Annotated in this window: 17 protein-coding genes; 7 read left to right on the top strand and 10 right to left on the bottom strand. The window is 66.3% G+C overall.

What is annotated here, in order from left to right:
- Positions 1–3 precede the first annotated feature (3 nt).
- Both Q0877_RS02535 and Q0877_RS02530 read left to right on the top strand, forming a co-directional pair.
- Entirely contained in the window at positions 4–1476 is a 1473-nt protein-coding gene (locus Q0877_RS02535; RefSeq protein ID WP_299165521.1) for an aldehyde dehydrogenase family protein, read from the top strand.
- Entirely contained in the window at positions 1473–2354 is an 882-nt protein-coding gene (locus Q0877_RS02530) for an aldehyde dehydrogenase family protein (protein ID WP_299165520.1), read from the top strand. The genes Q0877_RS02535 and Q0877_RS02530 overlap by 4 nt, the downstream gene beginning before the upstream one ends.
- Positions 2355–2476: 122 nt before the next feature.
- On the opposite strand, the gene Q0877_RS02525 is transcribed toward Q0877_RS02530, so the two are convergent.
- Complete coding sequence (locus Q0877_RS02525; protein WP_299165519.1) at positions 2477–3145, bottom strand: TetR/AcrR family transcriptional regulator; 669 nt, start codon at positions 3143–3145, stop codon at positions 2477–2479.
- Positions 3146–3274: 129 nt separating this feature from the next.
- Here Q0877_RS02525 and Q0877_RS02520 point away from each other — a divergent pair, with 129 nt between their 5' ends.
- The 3 genes from Q0877_RS02520 (at position 3275) to Q0877_RS02510 (ending at position 5853) form a co-directional block, all read left to right on the top strand.
- Positions 3275–4315 carry an NAD(P)-dependent alcohol dehydrogenase gene (locus Q0877_RS02520; RefSeq protein WP_299165518.1) on the top strand — a complete coding sequence of 347 codons (1041 nt, stop codon included), beginning with the start codon at positions 3275–3277 and terminating at the stop codon, positions 4313–4315.
- Between the two features lie 96 nt (positions 4316–4411).
- A complete protein-coding gene (locus tag Q0877_RS02515; RefSeq protein ID WP_299165517.1) occupies positions 4412–4921 on the top strand; it encodes a DUF6326 family protein in 510 nt (169 codons plus the stop codon).
- Complete coding sequence (locus Q0877_RS02510; RefSeq protein ID WP_367182110.1) at positions 4918–5853, top strand: DUF4389 domain-containing protein; 936 nt, start codon at positions 4918–4920, stop codon at positions 5851–5853. The genes Q0877_RS02515 and Q0877_RS02510 overlap by 4 nt, the downstream gene beginning before the upstream one ends.
- 33 nt (positions 5854–5886) lie before the next feature.
- Here the strand turns inward: Q0877_RS02510 and Q0877_RS02505 are convergent, their stop codons facing one another.
- The 5 genes from Q0877_RS02505 to Q0877_RS02485 form a co-directional block, all read right to left on the bottom strand.
- Entirely contained in the window at positions 5887–6657 is a 771-nt protein-coding gene (locus tag Q0877_RS02505) for an amino acid ABC transporter ATP-binding protein (RefSeq protein ID WP_299165516.1), read from the bottom strand.
- Positions 6644–7303 carry an amino acid ABC transporter permease gene (locus Q0877_RS02500; protein WP_299165584.1) on the bottom strand — a complete coding sequence of 220 codons (660 nt, stop codon included), beginning with the start codon at positions 7301–7303 and terminating at the stop codon, positions 6644–6646. Before Q0877_RS02500 ends, Q0877_RS02505 begins: the two co-directional genes overlap by 14 nt.
- Before the next feature lie 126 nt (positions 7304–7429).
- The gene (locus Q0877_RS02495) at positions 7430–8251 is read right to left on the bottom strand and encodes an amino acid ABC transporter substrate-binding protein (RefSeq protein WP_299165515.1); all 822 of its coding nucleotides are present in this window, start codon (positions 8249–8251) and stop codon (positions 7430–7432) included.
- Positions 8252–8436: 185 nt separating this feature from the next.
- Positions 8437–8709, bottom strand: a complete 273-nt coding sequence (locus Q0877_RS02490) for a hypothetical protein (RefSeq protein WP_299165514.1) — start codon at positions 8707–8709, stop codon at positions 8437–8439.
- A gap of 95 nt (positions 8710–8804) precedes the next feature.
- Positions 8805–9401, bottom strand: coding sequence for a LysE/ArgO family amino acid transporter (locus Q0877_RS02485; RefSeq protein ID WP_299165513.1), 597 nt, complete (start codon positions 9399–9401; stop codon positions 8805–8807).
- Positions 9402–9471: 70 nt separating this feature from the next.
- On the opposite strand from Q0877_RS02485, the gene Q0877_RS02480 reads away from it, so the two are divergent.
- Positions 9472–10353, top strand: a complete 882-nt coding sequence (locus tag Q0877_RS02480; protein WP_299165512.1) for a LysR family transcriptional regulator ArgP — start codon at positions 9472–9474, stop codon at positions 10351–10353.
- Positions 10354–10433: 80 nt separating this feature from the next.
- On the opposite strand, the gene Q0877_RS02475 is transcribed toward Q0877_RS02480, so the two are convergent.
- Genes Q0877_RS02475 through nirB form a run of 3 tightly spaced genes read right to left on the bottom strand, consistent with a single transcriptional unit; the run spans position 10434 to position 15342 of the window.
- Positions 10434–11558 (bottom strand): uroporphyrinogen-III synthase, encoded by a 1125-nt coding sequence (locus tag Q0877_RS02475; protein ID WP_299165511.1) that lies wholly within the window; start codon positions 11556–11558, stop codon positions 10434–10436.
- A gap of 2 nt (positions 11559–11560) precedes the next feature.
- A complete protein-coding gene (cobA, locus tag Q0877_RS02470) occupies positions 11561–12688 on the bottom strand; it encodes a uroporphyrinogen-III C-methyltransferase (protein ID WP_299165510.1) in 1128 nt (375 codons plus the stop codon).
- A complete protein-coding gene (gene nirB, locus Q0877_RS02465; protein WP_299165509.1) occupies positions 12685–15342 on the bottom strand; it encodes a nitrite reductase large subunit NirB in 2658 nt (885 codons plus the stop codon). Before nirB ends, cobA begins: the two co-directional genes overlap by 4 nt.
- 253 nt (positions 15343–15595) lie before the next feature.
- Between nirB and nirD the strand changes: the two genes are divergently transcribed.
- Entirely contained in the window at positions 15596–15964 is a 369-nt protein-coding gene (gene nirD, locus Q0877_RS02460; RefSeq protein WP_299165508.1) for a nitrite reductase small subunit NirD, read from the top strand.
- 95 nt (positions 15965–16059) lie between these two features.
- Here the strand turns inward: nirD and Q0877_RS02455 are convergent, their stop codons facing one another.
- Positions 16060–17775 carry a phospho-sugar mutase gene (locus tag Q0877_RS02455; protein WP_299165507.1) on the bottom strand — a complete coding sequence of 572 codons (1716 nt, stop codon included), beginning with the start codon at positions 17773–17775 and terminating at the stop codon, positions 16060–16062.
- Position 17776 lies beyond the last annotated feature (1 nt).

The following is a 17776-nucleotide window of genomic DNA, read 5'->3' as shown; positions in this document are numbered from 1 at the left end:
GTCATGAATTTCCTCGACTACGCTCCCGCGCCCGAGTCGGCAGCGATCCTCAATCTCCGTGACGAATACGGACTCTTCATCAACGGTGAGTTCGTCCCCGGCAACGGCGAGTCCTTCACCACCATCTCCCCGGCCACCGAGAAGCACATCGCCACAGTGTCCTGCGCCAACGAGCAGGACGTGGACACTGCCGTCGTCGCCGCCCGCCGTGCGTACGAGAAGACTTGGTCGCGGATGTCCGGTGCCGACCGTGGAAAGTACCTCTTCCGAATCGCGCGGCTGGTGCAGGAACGCGCCCGCGAACTTGCCGTGGCCGAGAGCCTGGACAACGGCAAGCCCATCAAGGAAAGCCGCGACGTCGACATCCCACTGGTCGCCGCCTGGTTCTTCTACTACGCAGGCTGGGCCGACAAGCTGGAATACGCGGGCATGGGCCCGAACCCGCGCTCGCTCGGCGTCGCTGCACAGGTGATCCCGTGGAACTTCCCGCTGCTGATGCTGGCATGGAAGATCGCTCCCGCGCTCGCCGCAGGCAACACTGTGGTGCTCAAGCCCGCCGAAACCACACCGCTGACCGCCCTGCTGTTCGCCGAGATCCTGCAGCAGGCTGACCTGCCGGCAGGCGTCGTCAACATTGTTACCGGCGCCGGCTCAACCGGCTCAGCGCTGGTCAACCATCCGGACGTCAACAAGGTCGCCTTCACGGGTTCGACGGCGGTGGGCCGGCAGATTGCCCGCTCAACCGCCGGCACGTCCAAGAAGCTCACGCTCGAGCTGGGCGGCAAGGGCGCCAACATCGTGTTCGACGACGCCCCCATCGACCAGGCCGTCGAGGGCATCGTCAACGGCATTTTCTTCAACCAGGGCCAGGTCTGCTGCGCAGGTTCCCGTCTGCTGGTGCAGGAATCCATCCACGACGACGTCGTCGAGCGGCTCAAAGCGCGCCTGTCCACCCTGCGCGTGGGTGACCCGCTGGACAAAAACACCGACGTCGGTGCCATTAACTCCGCCTCGCAGCTGGGCCGGATGCACGAACTGTCCAACGTTGGTGAGCAGGAGGGCGCCGAGCGCTGGAGCCCCGCGTGCAACCTGCCGTCGGAAGGCTTCTGGTTCCCGCCGACCATCTTCACCAACGTGTCCACCAGCCACCGGATTGCCCGGGACGAGATCTTCGGCCCCGTGCTGTCGGTGCTGACGTTCCGCACGCCTGCCGAGGCGATCGCCAAGGCCAACAACACGCCCTACGGCCTGTCCGCAGGCATCTGGACGGACAAGGGCAGCCGCATCCTGGCCGTCGCAGACAAGCTGAAGGCCGGCGTCGTCTGGGCCAACACGTTCAACAAGTTTGATCCGGCCTCGCCGTTCGGCGGGTATAGGGAGTCGGGCTATGGGCGCGAGGGCGGCAAGCAGGGGTTGCATGCGTACCTCGCACCGACTGTTCCTTCCCGCTCGGCACTGAACGGAGCCAACCGATGAGCCGCCTCGCTGTTCCGAAGACGTACAAGCTGTATGTCGGCGGCAAGTTCATCCGGAGCGAATCCGGGCGCGTGTACGAGGTTGCAACCACGAAAGGGAGCTTTTCGGTGAGTTCAGTCAACGCCGCGAAGGCTTCTCGGAAGGATGCCCGCGACGCCGTCGTAGCAGCCCGCGGCGCAGTCAGCGGCTGGTCCGGGACAACCAGTTACAACCGCGGGCAGGTGCTGTACCGGATCGCGGAGATCCTGGACGGGCGCCGTGCGCAGTTCGCCGAGGAAATCGCGGCGTTCGAGGGCGTTTCGCTCTCGACTGCCACTGCACAGGTGGACGAAGCCATCGACCTGTGGGTCTGGTACGCCGGCTGGGCCGATAAGTACGTTCAGGTTGCCGGCAACGGTAACGCCGTGTCGGGTCCGTTCTTCAACCTGTCCGTGCCGGAGCCCACCGGTGTGGTGGCGGTCATCGCCCCTCAGGCAGCTGGTGTTCCCGGCTCGTTGCTCGGCTTCGTCCGCGCAGTGGCGCCGATCCTCGTGAGTGGAAACACCGTCGTCGTGATTCCTTCCGAGCGGGCTCCGCTCGCGGCGCTCAGCCTTGGCGAAGTCTTCGCGACCAGCGACGTGCCGGCCGGCGTCGTCAACATTCTGAGCGGATCGCCGGCAGAGATTGCTCCGTGGCTTGCCGCGCACGCGGACGTCAACGCGCTGGACCTGCTCGGCGCTGGCGAATTGGACTGGGTGGATCTGCAAATCGCTGCCGCCGACACCCTAAAGCGTGTGCTTCCTCCGGAGCAAGCCCCCGACGCCGGTGCCGCCTCGCTGGACCGCATCACCTTCTTCACCGAGACCAAGACCGTGTGGCACACCAAGGGTCTGCTCTAGAGCATTTGGACCTTGACGCGCTTGCTTTGTCCCACTGAAACGCGGGTACCAGTGGGAATGTCTAGACATTCCCACTGAGCGGGCGGATTCAGTGGGAGGTCCGGACTATCCCATTGAAGTCGCTACGTGGAGGGTCTCAGGGGCTCCAGGGCGGCCAGGACGAGGTCGAGGCCGAAGATGAACTCCTCCGCCGGGTCGTAGCCGGCAGCGACGAGCGCCGCGGCAGACTCGTTGAGGTAGGGGAACTCGTCAGGTGGAAGCTGGGGCAGGAAGACGTCCTCGCCTATGTCCGCGAATTCCTCAGCGGTGTCGAACGGCAGGCTGGCTTCCTGCAGGGCGAAACCGTAGACATAGCTGTCGAGCAACCAGTTGGCGTGCGTCGCCATCAAGACCGGAAAGCCGGCCCTCCGCAAGCAGCCCGTGACTGCTTCGTGGTGGCGGAGGTTCGCTGGCCCCGGCGATGTCCGCGACTCCAGCAGGCCGATCGCCCACGGGTGGCGTGCGAGAACCTGTCGGGTGGACACCGCCCGCTGTCGCATCGCCGGCTGCCAGTCGGTCTCTTCCGGAGAGAGCTCGATCTCCTCGAACACGACGTCGATCATGGCATCCAGCAACTCCTCCTTGTTCGCCACATAGTGGTAGAGCGACATCGCGCCCGCGCCGAGCGTACCAGCCAGCCGACGCATGCTCAGCCCATCGACACCCTCGCGGTCGGCAAGCCGCACCGCCTCAACTACCACCCGCTGCTTGCTCAGCCCCGCGCCCGACGCGGCCGCGCTTTGTCTTTTCACAGACACTGATCTCCTTGCTCTATCGAAAGCCTTGACAATAGTACACCGTACGATCATTCTATACCGTACAGCGTACGACGTACGGTGTACGGGCAGCGAAAGTCGCCGCCCGGAGGCGAGGAGGGTTTTGTGGGAATCGAACAGTCATTGAATGCCGGAGCACGCCGGGCGTCGGGAACGAGTCCGGTCGGGGCGGCCACGATGCGGGCCGTCGTGCAGCACCGCTACGGCCCGCCATCGGTGCTCGAAGTGTCCGAGGTCGGGCTATCGCCAACCGGTCGAGGCAATGTGCTCGTCCGGGTGCGTGCAGCCTCGGTACATCCCGGCGACTACTTCGTCATGACCGGGGAGCCGTACGTGGTGCGCCTGGCGTTCGGGATGCGCCGGCCGCGCCACGTCACCCCTGGCATGGACCTCGCCGGCGTGGTGGAAGCGGTCGGGGAGGACGTTACCGCTCTCCGCCCCGGCGACGAGGTATTCGGCTGGAACACTGCTGGAACGCTCGCGGAGTACGCCAGCGTGCCGGCGAAGAACCTCGTTCCCGTGCCCGCCAACCTGTCGGTCGTGGACGCAGCAGCGGTGCCCACGTCGGCCATGACGGCGTTGCAGGCTTTGCGCGACATCGCACACGTCCGGCCGGGCCAGACGGTGCTGGTCACTGGTGCGTCGGGTGGCGTGGGCTCCTTCGCCGTACAGATCGCCAAGGCGTTCGGCGCCGAGGTGACGGGTGTATGCAGCACCCGGAACGTCGACTTGGTCCGGTCGCTCGGTGCCAACCACGTCGTTGACTACACAAAGACCGACTTCACCCGCACCGGGAAGCGCTACGACGTCATCCTCGACAACGTGGAAGCCCACCCCCTGGCGGCTGTCCGCGGCGCGCTGGCGCCCACCGGCACCCTCATCCCCAACAGCGGACGCGGCGGCCGCTGGCTCGGCCCCATCAGTCGGATCCTCAAGGCGCGCGTGCTGTCCGGGTTCACCCGTCAGCGGCTGAGGCCTTTCACGTCGCTCGGGAAGCGTCAGGACCTGCTCACCCTGGCCGACCTGCTCACGACCGGGCAAGTCACGCCCGTTATCGACCGCGCCTACCCCCTCGACGAAGCAGCCGACGCCCTCCGCTACGTCGGGGCAGGCCACTCCCAAGGGAAGGTCGTGATCACCGTCTGACGACCGGACCGACGAGAACGACCCAACCCGTGCGTATGCACACCCAGACCTGCCGCCACTCCGGCGGACGGACCGCTCCTCTCGAAAGAAAAACCGATGACCACCCGAATGGACACCCCGAAACTGCTCGACAACCCGCCGGTCCCCGTGCAGGCCAAGCTCGCTGCCGCCTGGACCACCTTGATGTTCTTCGTCATCTACATCGACTACTTCCACCTCTACAAGCCCGGCGCCATCGACCAGATCCGGGGTGGCGAAATCTATGTCTTCGACATCAGCGGGCCCTTGTTGACCCTTTTCGTCGTGGTCATAGGGATCCCGGCCCTGATGATCCTGTTCTCCATGACGCTGCCCGCCCCGGTAAACCGGGCCACAAACCTCCTCGTGGCATCGCTCTACATCCCCGTCATGGTGTTCAACGCGGCCTCGACGGACTGGGAATGGGCCTCCTTCTACGCCCTCTCGATCGGAATCGAGGTGCTGCTCCTGGCCTTCATCCTGCGCTCCGCCTGGACCTGGACTCGCACACCCGCCATCCCAACCGGTCCCGCACCGGACCCCGAAACGAACCAGCGGTCTCGAGATACGTGGACCAACACGCTATGAGTACTGAACCCGGCGGATCCACTCCGCAATCCCAAGCGCCCCTCGACAAGATGAGTCCGCCACACATGCTTTTGATCATCGTCGGAGACCTGCTCGCTGCGGGCTACGTGATCGTCTTCGCCAACTCCGGGCCCGTGCTGGCCGGCCTCTCCCTGCTGGTGGCCGCGTTGGCGCTCATCATCCTCGGGGCTGCAGGGCTGGGCAGCAGAATGAGTGCGGTTCCCGCCATGGCGGGTCTCAACGCAGGCATCCGTCCAGACGCAGACTCGCACACGAGTTACCCTGCACGGCTCGAGGGGCAGCTGGACCCCAACCTGACCCGGTGGATGTGGCTCTTCAAATGGCTACTGGCCATCCCGCACTACATTGTGCTGGCTTTCCTGTGGGTCGCCTTCATAGTGGTGACCGTCGTGGCCGGCCTCGTGATTCTGTTCACGAGTCACTACCCGCCGTCGCTGTTCCGCTTCAACGTTGGCGTGATGCGCTGGCACTGGCGGGTGGCGTTCTACGCGACGGGGGTTCTGGGCACAGATGACTACCCGCCGTTCACTCTGGCCCGGACCAGTTATAGGGCCAATTTCGACGTAGAACAACCGGCCAAACTCTCACGGTGGCAGGTGTTGGTGAAGTCCTGGCTTTTCGCGCTGCCGCATCTGATCATCGTCGGCCTGTTTACCGGCAGCGTCTGGAGTTCCACGGCCGACGGCGGCACTAACGGGATGTCCCTGCTGGGGCTTCTGGTTTTCATCACCGCGGTGATCCTGCTGTTCACGGGCGTGTACCGGATGGGACTGTTCAACCTCATCATGGGCATCAATCGCTGGATGTACAGGACCATCTCCTATACGGCCCTCATGTCCGACGATTACCCGCCGTTCCGGCTGGACCAGGGACCGCAGGAGCCGCCCATCCGTGCAGCCGTCGCCCTGTGATGCATGCGCTGCGGAGCCCCGAAAAGGGAACTTCTAGAACGGGTGCAGCAACCGGTGGACGAACCGCCGGGTGCGCTCCTCCCGCGGGTTGCGCAGGACGGTCTCGGGCGGCCCGTGCTCAACCACCACGCCGCCGTCCATGAAAACCACCTCGGTGGCAACCTCGCGGGCGAAGGCAAGCTCATGCGTGACGAGCACCATGGTCCAGCCCTCGTCGGCCAGCTCCTTGATGACCGAGAGCACCTCGCCCACGAGCTCCGGGTCCAGCGCGGAGGTGGGCTCGTCGAACAGCAACAGCGTCGGACGCAGCGCAAGAGCCCGGACAATACCGACGCGCTGCTGCTGGCCGCCGGAGAGTTCGTGCGGGTACTGGTCCTTCTTCTCCGCGAGACCAACGCGTCCCAGCAGTTCCTCGGCGTCGCGCACGGCGTCAGCTTTGGGGCGCCGCTGAACCTGCACCGGTCCCTCGATGACGTTCTCGAGCACGGTCTTGTGCGGGAAGAGGTTGTAGTGCTGGAACACCATGGCGCTCCGGTCCCGCAACGCCGCAAGCTCCCGCTTCGCCGCGCCCGACCCGAAGTTGACGACGGGGCCGCCATCGAAGGTGATGCGGCCGGCGTCGGGAATCTCCAGGCCGTTCAGGGAGCGCAGCACCGTCGTTTTGCCGGAACCGGAGGGGCCCACCAGTGCGACGACACCGCCCGAAGTGACGGACAGGTCAATCGAACGCAGCACCTCGTTGTCGCCGAAGGACTTTCGGAGTCCCTCGACGGTCAACACCGGTGCAGGATCAGTGTGCGACATAGCGGTCCAGCCTCTTCTCAAGTCGGGACTGCCCAGCCGAAAGGACAAGACAGATAACCCAGTACACGGCCGCGGCCTCAATGTAGAGCAGCATGAACTGCTGGCTGAATGCGGCGATCTCCTGCGCCTGGCGGAACAACTCGCTCACCAGGATCAGCGACGCCAGCGAGCTGTCCTTCACCAGGGAAATAAACGTATTGGACAGCGGCGGAACCGATACCCGCGCGGCCTGCGGCAGAATGATGCGGCGCAGAGCTAGCGTGCGGGACATGCCGATGGTGTGCCCGGCCTCCCACTGGCCACGGGGGACGGAGAGGATCGCTGCCCGGATGATCTCGGCAGCGTAGCCGCCCACATTGAGGGAGAACGCGATGATGGCGCTCGGCCACGGATCGATGGTCAGACCGATGGAGGGCAGCCCGTAGAAGATCACGAACAGCTGGACGAGCAGGGGAGTACCTCGGATGACTGAGACGTACGCGCGCGCGATGCCGGATGCCAGCTTGTTGGAGCTCAGCCGCATGAGCGCAACCAGCAAGGCCAACACGAGACCCAGCGCCATGGACGCCAGTGACAGGGGAATGGTACCCATCAGGCCGCCCTGGATAAGTGGCCAGAGCGAGGTCAGGGCCAGATCCCAGTCAATGTCCATAAGTTCCTACGCTATCCCAGTGGCTGATCGTGGTCGCTGAACCAAAAACGCACAGACAAACGGCGGGCACCGCAGGAGGCTTGCGTGCCTCACAACCGGTGCCCGCCGTCGTCGTACTAATTACTCTGCGCTGACGTCCTCGCCGAAGTACTTCTCGGAGATCTCGGCCAGCGTGCCGTCGGTGCGGAGCTCCTCGAGAGCTTCGTTGACGGCCTCGACCAGCTCATCGCTGCCCTGGCGGAATGCCAGTGCGCTGCGGGACTGATCTTCGGTCTCCGCTACGACCTTGATGCTCTCGTTCGGGGTGGTCTTCTGGTAATCGAGGAAGGTCAGCTCGTCGTTGATGGTGGCGTCGACGCGGCCCTGCTCAAGGAGGGTCACGGACTGGGCCCAGCCTTCAACGGCCTCGACCTGGGCGCCGCTTTCCTCAGCCAGCTCGTACCAGTTGCTGGTGAGCGACTGCGCGGTGGTCTTGCCGTCGAGGTCCTCGAAGGAGGAGATTTCGCTGTTGTCAGCGGAGGTCACGATGACGCCATTGCTGTAGGTGTAGGGCTCGGAGAAGGAGTAGGCTTCCTCGCGCTCCGGGGTGATGGACACCTGGTTGGCGATGACGTCGAAGCGCCCGGCCTCGAGGCCCGCGAAGATGGCGTCCCACTGGGTCTCTTCGAACTCCGCTTCAACGCCGAGCTTCTCCGCGACGGCGGTGATGACCTCGACGTCGTAACCGGTCAGCTCGCCGGCGCCGCCCTCGTGGTAAGTGAACGGCTTGTAGGTGCCCTCGGTGCCGACAGTCAGCACGCCCGACTCCTGGATCTCAGCGAGAGTGGTGCCGCCGGTGGACTCGGTTTCGGCGGCTTCGTTGGAGGCGGAGGAACCGCAACCGGCAACTGCAAGGACGATGGCGGTCGCGGCGCCGAGCAGCGGAAGACGGCGAGAAATCATGGAGGTATCCTTTTGACGCTGTGAATTCGGTGCCCGGGTGCGGGCAGCTATCCATTTCAGCAGTCGACGGCGCGTGCTTATTCCCCGGCGTCACATTGCGTAACATTCGATCGGGCCGTCCCTGAGACGCAAACAGGGGGCCCGCTTCGGCGGACCCCCTGAAGGTGAAAAGTGCGGTGTTGAGCTTAGGCTTTGCGGTCGCCCTTGGCCATCCGGTAACCGGAGTCGGAACGGCCCATGATGGTTTGCGGAATCCAGAACGCCAGGAAGAAAAGTGTGAGGCACACCGCAAACGGCCACACGTTGGTGCGCTCAAAGAACGTCAGGGAGTAGATGGATCCCGCGAAGAGGATGAGCATCACAGCGAAAGCGAGCGCGTTCTGAAGCCCGTGGCCCTCACCGGAGTGCTCCGGGCGTTTGTTGTCTTCTTCGCGAGTCTTGCCTACCGGGTGTGCCATGAGTCTCCTCGATCTGGTGCGTGGCGTATTTCCCCTAATCCTAGCGTCAGCGGCAGGAGTGTGCGGGTCGGCACTGACCGGACTGGACGCCGCCCTCAGCCCACAATCAATTTGACCGCAAGAACCAGCATGACGACGCCGATGACCGCGTCCACCACCCGCCAGGTGCGTGGGCTTTTCAGCACTCCCGAGAGCGCGCGGGCTCCGAAGCCGAGCGCGCTGAACCAGATAATGCTTCCGACGACGGCGCCGGCCGCGAACACCCACCGCGTTCCGTCTCCGTGCTGGTTGGCCAGGTTTCCGAGCAGGACGACGGTGTCCAGATAGACGTGCGGGTTGAGGTAGGTCAGCGCGAGCGTGGTGGCGACGACTGAGCCGCGGCTCCGCGGCGCCTCCGCCGTCAGGGCCGCCGGCTTCAGCGCCGACCTGAATGAGCGGATAGCCCACCACGTGAGGTAGGCCGCGCCACCCCAGCGCAGTATGTCGAGGACGGCGGGGAAGCGGGACACCAGCGCACCGATTCCCGCAGTGCCGCCGAGGATCAAGAGTGCGTCGCTCACGATGCAGAGCACCACCACAACGCCCACGTGTTCGCGGCGAATGCCCTGGCGCAGCACGAACGCATTCTGCGCGCCAATGGCGATGATGAGGGCAAGCCCGGTCAGCAGGCCCGTGCCCCAGATACTCAACATAACGCCAACGCTAGACAGCGGCGATGATGTAGACAAACTATAGAAACTACAGGTGCATTAGATTTACTTCATGCGGTTCGAACAGTTGCGGGCACTTGCAGCGATCATCGACGAGGAGTCATTCGAGGGCGCCGCGGACGTCCTGCGTATTACTCCGTCCGCGGTCAGCCAGCGGATCAAGGCGCTCGAAGCGTCGGTCGGGCAGATCGTGGTGCGCCGAGGCACTCCCTGCACTCCGACCGACGCGGGATCGGTGCTGCTGCGCATGGCCCGGCAGGTGCAGATCATCGAAGCCGAAACCCGTTCAGCGCTTGGCCACGGAGAAGCCGCCCGAACCGTCACCCCGCTGGCGGTGAACGCCGACTCGCTGGCCACCTGGTTTGTCCCGGTCCTGACTGAGGCGGGCCGCTGGGCGGACACAACGCTGGACCTGCGCGTCGAGGACCAGGACCACAGCAGCAGGCTCCTTCGGCAGGGCGACGTCATTGGGGCCATCACTTCCGATCCCGCGCCGGTCAACGGCTGCCGCGCCGAACTCCTTGGCTACATGCGCTACCTGCCGGTCGCCACGCCCGAATTGCAGCACCGCTTCCAGAACGACGACGGCGCGGACTTTTCCCGCCTGCCGGTGCTTCAGTTCAACGCCAAGGACGACCTGCAGCAACGGTTCCTGCTGTCCCACGGCGTCAGCCAGCCGCCGCCCCGGCACCTCATACCGTCGTCGGAAGCGTTCCTCGCCGCGCTCCGGGCAGGCCTGGGCTGGGGCATGATTCCCGAGCTGCAGCTCGAGTCGGATCTCGACGACGGGACCCTGGTGCTCCTAGAGAAGGACGCACATTCCGACGTGCCGCTGCACTGGCAGACGTGGACGCTGAACTCGGAGCGCCTGAACCGGATCAGCGACGCCGTCCGCACGGCGAGCCGCCACCTGCGCCACCCGCCCCCGCGTTGAGTTGGCAGGACACGCCGTGAATAGCTAGTCAAAAGGGGTGTGTCCTGCCAACTCGACGCTGGGGGTTGGAGCTGCGCGAGCTAGAGCTGGAGCCGGTACCCGCGCTTGATCACCGTCGCCACCAGGGCGGCTTCGGGAAGCGACTTCCGCAGCCGGCTGATCGTCATATCCAGCGCGTGTTCACCGGCATCGCCCGCGAGCACTCCGGCGAGCTGTTCCCGCGACAGCACCGCACCGTTCGCCTCAACCAGTGCCCGGAACAGGCTCATCGGCGCGGGCGCCAGCTCCACAGCGTTCCCGTCAATCCGCAGGTTCTTCCCGCGCAGTTCGATCAGCCCGTAGCGGCTCGGGTACTGCAGCACGCGGTGCTGGCCCAGGTACTCGCCGACCAGCCGGATGAGCGCGCCCATGCGGTACCGATCCGGAATCAGCGGCGATACTCCCGCGTCGACCAGCGGCTGCGCGGTCACCGGTCCGACGACGGCGGCCGCCACCTGCCCGCGCAACGCCTGCACGAAGGCGTCCCGGCAACCCATCTCGGACGCCGTGCTCAGCACCGCGTCAACCGCCGGAGCGCTCGTGAACGTGACGACATCCAGCGCGCCGCTGCAGGCGGCCTCGATGAGCCGCGGCAGCTGATCGGCGCCGGACGGCTTCACCCAGCGGTACGGCGTCGCAGTGAGGACACGTGCACCGGCCTGCCGCAACCGGTCCAGCTGCCGGAAATCGGTGTAGCCGTGGAGTTGAACGGCGACGGTTTTCCCGCGCAGCTCGAGCCCGAGCATCATGTTCACCAGGGACGCCGTGGTCTCATCCGAGCTGATGCCGACGTCGGTCAGCCCGGCTGCACGCACCGCCCCGCGCGCCTTCGGCCCACGGACATAGATCTTCGCCTCGCCGAGCACCGCCAGTAACGCTTCCCCGACGCCGGCCGCGTCCGCAGCCTCCGACCACCGGCGCAACCCGTACGCCGTGGTAACCACGGCATAGTCGGGCCGCGCTGCAATGATCTGCCGGGTGTCCTCAATGAGCGGCAGGTCAGCCGCCACCGGAGCAATCTTCAGCGCGGGCGCGTGCAGCACTGTGGCGCCGCGCCGCTCCAGCGCGTCGATGAGGTCACCCGACCGCCGGTCGGAGGTCACACCGATCCGAAAACCCGCCAACGAGCCCTCGGCCGGAAGATCCGACGCCACCGGCGCACTCACGATCACGACACTCCCAGCGGCCGCGCCAAAGCCTGCTCAAGCGTTGCGGAAAAATCGCGGTGTTGCCGCACCACTTCACCGATTACGACGACGGCGGGAGACGTGCAGCGCGCCAGCCCCGCCGCAGTCACGGCCTCCCCGAGGTTGGTGACGGTAGTCCGCTGGTCGGGGCTGTAGCCCTTCTCGACAATCGCGACGGGCACGCTCGAAGCCAGCCCGGCCTTGCGCAGACCGGACGTCAACTGCGGAAGCGTCCCGATTCCCATCAGCACCACGATAGTGCCACCAAGCTTCGCCAGCGCCTCGAGCTCGGTGTCGGTGGGCGGTTGATGACCCGAGATGACGGTAAACGCATGCGCGACGCCTCGGTACGTGACCGGAATGCCGGCCGCCGCCGGAACGGCAATGGAACTACTGATCCCAGGCACAGTGGTCACCGGAATGCCCTCGGCCAGGCAGGTGTTGACCTCTTCACCGCCCCGCCCGAAGACGAACGGATCGCCGCCCTTGAGCCGCACCACGTGCTTGCCCTCGCGAGCCCTGGCAACCATCAGCTTCTCGATGTCCGTCTGGCTGACCGGGTGGTGGCCCGGAGTCTTCCCGACGTCGATCAGCTCAGCACCCGGCGCCAGGTGCGGCAGGGTACGGTACGGTCCCAGCCGGTCAAAGAGTACGACGTCGGCCTCCCGTAGCACCTGCTTCGCCCGCACCGTGAGCAGGTCCTCCACACCCGGTCCACCGCCGATCAGGGTGACCCGGCCACCCGACGTGGCTGGTTCCTCGGAGGTGGTGAGAATCCTGCGCTCGCGGCAGGCGTCTCGCAGCGGTTCCCAGCCCTGCCCAGCCAGGCGACCGCCGTCGTCCGCTCTGGGGTTGGCCGGCATCGCGCTGCCGATTCCAGCCCTGTCCGCAGCAGCGCCTTCCACCACCACCGCCAGGCTCACGTTGTCCAGCAGGCGCGGGTGGAACTGGGCCGGCGTCGCGATGCGGCGGACTGTAGCTCCACCGGCGGTGTACCGGCGCACGGTGGAGCGTGCCGCCGTCGTCGTGCCTGCGATGAGGACGGTCAGTCCTGCGCAATTCAGCGTCAGTTCGATGCCGTTGACTTTGGATCCGGCAGCGGTGCTCATTCTGCTGCCTCCAGCGTCTCCATTGTTTCCCGAGACTCCGGCAGTCCTTCCGACGAACCACTGCGGACCGGTATCCCCGCGCCGAGCAGCACCGGCCCGGTGCCGCCCTGCGCGGTTGCGCGTTCGGCGTCGGTGGCGGGCCGGATCTGGCCGCGTTCGGGGACGTTGGCGATCCAGTCGTCCTTCTCGTGCGGGGCGTTGACGAAGGAGCGGAACCGGCGCAGGCGCTCGGGGTCCTGGAGAGTGGCTGCCCACTCGTCCTCGTAGTTGTCGATGTGCCGGGCCATGGCGGATTCGAGGTTGTCGGCGATGCCGAGCGAGTCGGAAATGATGACGTCCTCAACGTGCTTCAGACCGCCGTCGAGCTCCGCCTGCCAAGCCGCGGTGCGCTGCAGCCGGTCGGCGGTGCGGATGTAGTACATGAGGTAGCGGTCGATGTAGCGGATGAGGGTGTCGTCGTCGAGGTCCTTGGCGAGCAGCTGCGCGTGCGCGGGCGCCGCGCCGCCGTTGCCGCCGACGTACAGGTTCCAGCCGTCCGAGGTGGCGATGACGCCGACGTCCTTGCCCCGGGCCTCCGCGCACTCGCGGGCACAGCCGGAGACGCCGAACTTCAGCTTGTGCGGGCTGCGCAGGCCGCGGTAGCGCAGCTCCAGCTGGATGGCCATCGCCACCGAATCCTGGACGCCGAACCGGCACCACGTCGATCCGACGCAGGACTTCACGGTGCGGAGGCTCTTGCCGTAGGCCTGGCCGGACTCGAAGCCCGCCTCGACGAGGATCTTCCAGATCTTCGGGAGCTCCTCAAGCCTTGCGCCGAACAGGTCGATGCGCTGGCCGCCGGTGATCTTCGTGTACAGGTTGAAGTCCTGGGCCACTTTCGCGATGACGCCGAGCTTCTGCGGTGTGATCTCGCCGCCGGGAATGCGGGGGACCACCGAGTAGGTGCCGTTCTTCTGCATGTTGGCGAGGGCGCGGTCATTGGTGTCCTGCAGGATACCGCGGCCGCCGTCGAGCACGTACTCAGCGCGCTGGGAGGCGAGGATGGAGCCGACGACCGGCTTGCAGATGTCGCAGCCGAGGAGCCCTGATTCGGGGACACCGAAGCGTTCGATGATGCCCTCGAAGCTGTCCAGTTCCAGCACACGGACCACTTCGAAAAGCTCGGGGCGGGACATGGCGAAGTGCTCGCACAGCGCCTTGGAGACCTCGATGCCGCTCTTCTTCAGCTCGCCCTCGAGAAGTTTCTTGAGCATCGGCACGCAGGATCCACAGCCGGTGCCGGCCTTGGTGCAGCCCTTCAGGGGGCTCAGTTCGCGGACCGGTTCCTGTCCTTCGCACGTGCCGCAGCCGTTCACCACGTCGCGGATGGAGCCGGCAGAGACGTTGTTGCAGGAGCAGAGGATGGCGTCGTCGGGCAGTTCGGTATCCGGTGCCTCGCCTGCGCCGGCCGCCGAGAGGTAGGCGCCCGGCTCCGCGCTCAGTTCGCGGCCCAGCAGCGGGCGGAGTGCGGTGTAGGGGGAGGCGTCGCCGACGAAGATGCCGCCGAGAAGGGTCTTGGCGTCGTCGGTGACCACCACCTTTTGGTAGAGCCCGCGCGCCGGGTCCGCGTAGACGATCTCGAGGCTGTGCTCGGTCTTGGCGAAGGCGTCACCGAAGCTGGCAACCTCCACGCCCGAGAGCTTGAGCTTGGTGGCGGTGTCGAAGCCGGGGAACGTGGCGGTGCCGCCGTGCAGCCGGTCCGCGACGATCTCCGCCATGGTGTTCGCCGGCGCCACGAGGCCGAGGCACATGCCCTCGAAGCAGGCCACCTCGCCGATGGCCCAGATACTCGGATCCTCGGTGGCGCAGGCGTCGTCGATCACCACGCCGCCGCGCGGACCCATGGTCATCCCGGCGTCGCGGGGGAGTTCGTCGCGGGCCCGGACGCCGACCGCGACGACCACGAGGTCGGCCGGGATGCGGCGTTCGTCGGCCATATCGACGCCGGTCATCCGCCCGTCCTCGAGGACGAATTCCTTCGGGAAGACGCCGCCGTGGACGGTGAGTCCCCTGGCGGTGATCAGCCGGTCGAGGGCCTGCCCGGCGCCCTGGTCCAGCTGGGTGTTCATGAGCCAGGGAGCACCGTTGATGACGGCGGCGTTGGCGCCGAGGGACTGCATACCGCCCGCCGCTTCGAGGCCCAGCAGCCCTCCGCCGATGACGACGGCGTTGATGGTCCGTCCATGCTCCTGCGTGAGGCGGGTGACCTCCGCGCGGAGGGTACGGACGTCGTCGACCGTTCGGTACACGTGCGCCGACTCCATGCCGGGAAGCGGCAGGCGTGCGGCATTGGAGCCGGTGGCGAGGACGAGCTGGTCGTAGGGGTAGACGTCGCCGGCTTCGGTGGTGACGGTGCGGGCCTCCCGGTTCAGCGCGACGGCCCGGGAGCCAGTGGCGAGTGTGATGGCGGGGTGCTCCCACATGGCCGCCTCGCCCAGGGTGAGGTTGACGTCGTCGAGCAGTGCCTGGCTGAGGGCAACCCGGTCATACGGCAGCCAGCTCTCCTCGGTGAGGACGGTGACGGTGAAGCCGTCCAGTCCGCGGGACGCCATGGCCTCGACAAAGCGGTGGGCTGCCGGGCCGCCGCCGACGACGAGGATCTGTTGCGTGTTCATGAGGGGTACCTTTCGCCGCTTTGCAGCTTCCGAGCTCAGCCGGTTGCCGCACTTAGGTACCGAGCGTACGGACGCCCAATTGCCCCGTGATTTCGCTTATGTAAACGAAGATTAACTTCACCCTCACCGGCGCTCGCAGTCCCGGTGAGGTGCGTTTTACGCAGCGGCAACACTTGGTGCCGGCGGGTGTAACGCGGCATTCGTAGCGTCGAGTGCAGGTTCAACTGAACAAGCAATCCGAACGGGGAGACTCATGACTCTGCAACTCGATTCCACACCCGGCCTCGCACTCGATCTCGACGGCGCCTGGTATCCGATCTGCCGGCTTGAGGACCTCGAGCTGTGCTGGGGAGAGGCTGCGCTGATCCACGGCCGGCAGGTGGCGCTGTTCCGGGTGGATTCGGCGACGGTGTTCGCTGTCTCGCACCGCGATCCGGTCAGTGGCTCGCAGGTGATGGCGCGCGGAATTGTCGGCTCCCGGGGGCAGCGGTTCACCATCACCTCGCCCCTGCACAAGGAGGTCTACTTCCTGGACTCCGGCGAACCCGCATCGGGATCAGGGACGGCTCTGCGGAGCTTTCCGACGCGGGTGATCGACGGAACGGTGGAAGTGCTCGTCTAACCTTGCGTTGAGTTGGCAGGACACACCCCTTTTGGGGAGCTATTCACGGCGTGTCCTGCCAACTCAACGCGCTGGGTTACAGGCCCAGCGCTGGGTTAGAGGCCGAGGGCTTCCTCGACGTCGCGGATCACGGCGTCGAGCCTGGCCCGCGCTGTTGTTTTCGCGTCCCCTACCTCGGCTGCGGAATCCACCGGCTCGATGACTTCGAGGTAGCACTTGAGCTTGGGCTCGGTGCCGCTGGGGCGGATGATCACGCGGGTGTCGTCGCGCGTGACATAAAGCAGCCCGTCGGTGGGCGGCAGGTGGGCGCCTTCCGCCAGATCCTCCGCGACCATCACGTCAGAACCGGCAAACGACGACGGCGGCGCCTCGCGCAGGCGGTTCATCATGGCTCCCAGCAGGCCGAGGCTGCCTACCCGCACCGAAAGCTGGTCGCTGGCGTGCAGGCCGTGGACGAGTGCCAGTTCGTCGAGGACATCGAAGAGGGTCCTGCCCTCGGCCTTGCAGGCGGCGGCGAACTCGGCCAGCAGCAGGGCTGCGGACAGGCCGTCCTTGTCCCGCACCAGTTCCGGAGCCACGCAGTAGCCGAGCGCTTCCTCGTACCCGTAGGTGATGTTCGGGACGCGGGAGATCCACTTGAAGCCCGTGAGCGTCTGGGCGTGGCCGATCCCGGACGCTTCGGCGATCCTGCCGAGCAGCCGCGAGGAGACGATCGAGTTGGCGAACACCGCGTTGTGCTTTGCGTCGTCCGCGAGCCGGGCTGCCAGATGCAGGCCGAGCAGTGCGCCCGTCTCATCGCCGCGCAGCATCCGCCATTCGCCGGTCGCTGGGTCCTTGGCAGCGGCGGCCATGCGGTCGGCGTCGGGGTCGTTGGCAAGGACCAGGTCGGCGTCCTGGTCAGCCGCGGCCGCCAGCGCCAGGTCAAGAGCGCCGGGTTCCTCGGGGTTGGGGAACTCGACCGTGGGGAATGTCGGGTCCGGCTCGGCCTGTTCCTTGACGACGTGCACGGTGTCGAACCCGGCGGACGCAAGAACCTGCTGTGCCGTGCGGCCGCCGACGCCATGCATCGGAGTCAGGACAATCGAGAGGTCGCGCGCTGGGTACGTTTCGGCGTCTGCCAGCGCGATGACCGAGGCCACATAGTCGGTTTCGATGCTCTCGGGGAGGACATTCCACCCGGGAGCCAACTGGATGTTGTTCGCGGCAGTGATCTGCTCGGCGATCTGCGCGTCATGCGGTGCGACAATCTGCACGCCCCGGGCAGTCTCCTCCACCGCGCGGCCGCCGAGGTACACCTTGTATCCGTTGTCCTGCGGCGGATTGTGGCTCGCCGTCACCATCACGCCGACCTCGCACTCAAGCGCGCGCACCGCGTAGGCGAGCACCGGCGTCGGGAGTTCAGTGGGCATGAGGAAGGTCTCCAGGCCCGCGGCGGTGAAAATCGCCGCGGTTTCCTCGGCGAAGATGCGCGAGTTGCGTCGGGCATCGAAGCCGACGACGGCGCGCGGCGCGTAGGCGCCTTTTGCCAGGTTGAGTGCGTGGGCGGCCACTCCGGCCGCGGCGCTGCGGACGACGACGCGGTTCATCCGGTTGGGACCGGGTCCCAGCGCGGCACGCAGGCCGGCCGTTCCGAAGAGCAGCGGTCCGCTGAATGCGTCCTCAAGCTGCTGCAGGGCAGCGGGCTGGCCGGCGTCGTCGTCGTTCTCGGCGCGGGTGAGCAGGTCTTCCAGCTCAGCGCGGGTTTCCGGATCCGGGTCCTGGGCGGCCCACTCGCGGGCGGAGGTGAAGAGGTCGGCGTGCGAAGGCTGCATG

The sequence above is a fragment of the uncultured Arthrobacter sp. genome (assembly GCF_947495145.1).
Classification (GTDB): domain Bacteria; phylum Actinomycetota; class Actinomycetes; order Actinomycetales; family Micrococcaceae; genus Arthrobacter_D.
This window is presented reverse-complemented; position numbering and strand designations above follow the sequence as displayed.

Coding starts and splice junctions, on each gene's coding strand:
- Q0877_RS02535 (WP_299165521.1), top strand. CDS start 4: ATGAATTTCCTCGACTACGCTCCCGCGCCCGAGTCGGCAGCGATCCTC.
- Q0877_RS02530 (WP_299165520.1), top strand. CDS start 1,473: ATGAGCCGCCTCGCTGTTCCGAAGACGTACAAGCTGTATGTCGGCGGC.
- Q0877_RS02515 (WP_299165517.1), top strand. CDS start 4,412: ATGACCACCCGAATGGACACCCCGAAACTGCTCGACAACCCGCCGGTC.
- Q0877_RS02510 (WP_367182110.1), top strand. CDS start 4,918: ATGAGTACTGAACCCGGCGGATCCACTCCGCAATCCCAAGCGCCCCTC.
- Q0877_RS02505 (WP_299165516.1), bottom strand. CDS start 6,657: ATGTCGCACACTGATCCTGCACCGGTGTTGACCGTCGAGGGACTCCGA.
- Q0877_RS02495 (WP_299165515.1), bottom strand. CDS start 8,251: ATGATTTCTCGCCGTCTTCCGCTGCTCGGCGCCGCGACCGCCATCGTC.
- Q0877_RS02490 (WP_299165514.1), bottom strand. CDS start 8,709: ATGGCACACCCGGTAGGCAAGACTCGCGAAGAAGACAACAAACGCCCG.
- Q0877_RS02485 (WP_299165513.1), bottom strand. CDS start 9,401: ATGTTGAGTATCTGGGGCACGGGCCTGCTGACCGGGCTTGCCCTCATC.
- Q0877_RS02480 (WP_299165512.1), top strand. CDS start 9,472: ATGCGGTTCGAACAGTTGCGGGCACTTGCAGCGATCATCGACGAGGAG.
- cobA (WP_299165510.1), bottom strand. CDS start 12,688: ATGAGCACCGCTGCCGGATCCAAAGTCAACGGCATCGAACTGACGCTG.
- nirB (WP_299165509.1), bottom strand. CDS start 15,342: ATGAACACGCAACAGATCCTCGTCGTCGGCGGCGGCCCGGCAGCCCAC.
- nirD (WP_299165508.1), top strand. CDS start 15,596: ATGACTCTGCAACTCGATTCCACACCCGGCCTCGCACTCGATCTCGAC.
- Q0877_RS02455 (WP_299165507.1), bottom strand. CDS start 17,775: ATGCAGCCTTCGCACGCCGACCTCTTCACCTCCGCCCGCGAGTGGGCC.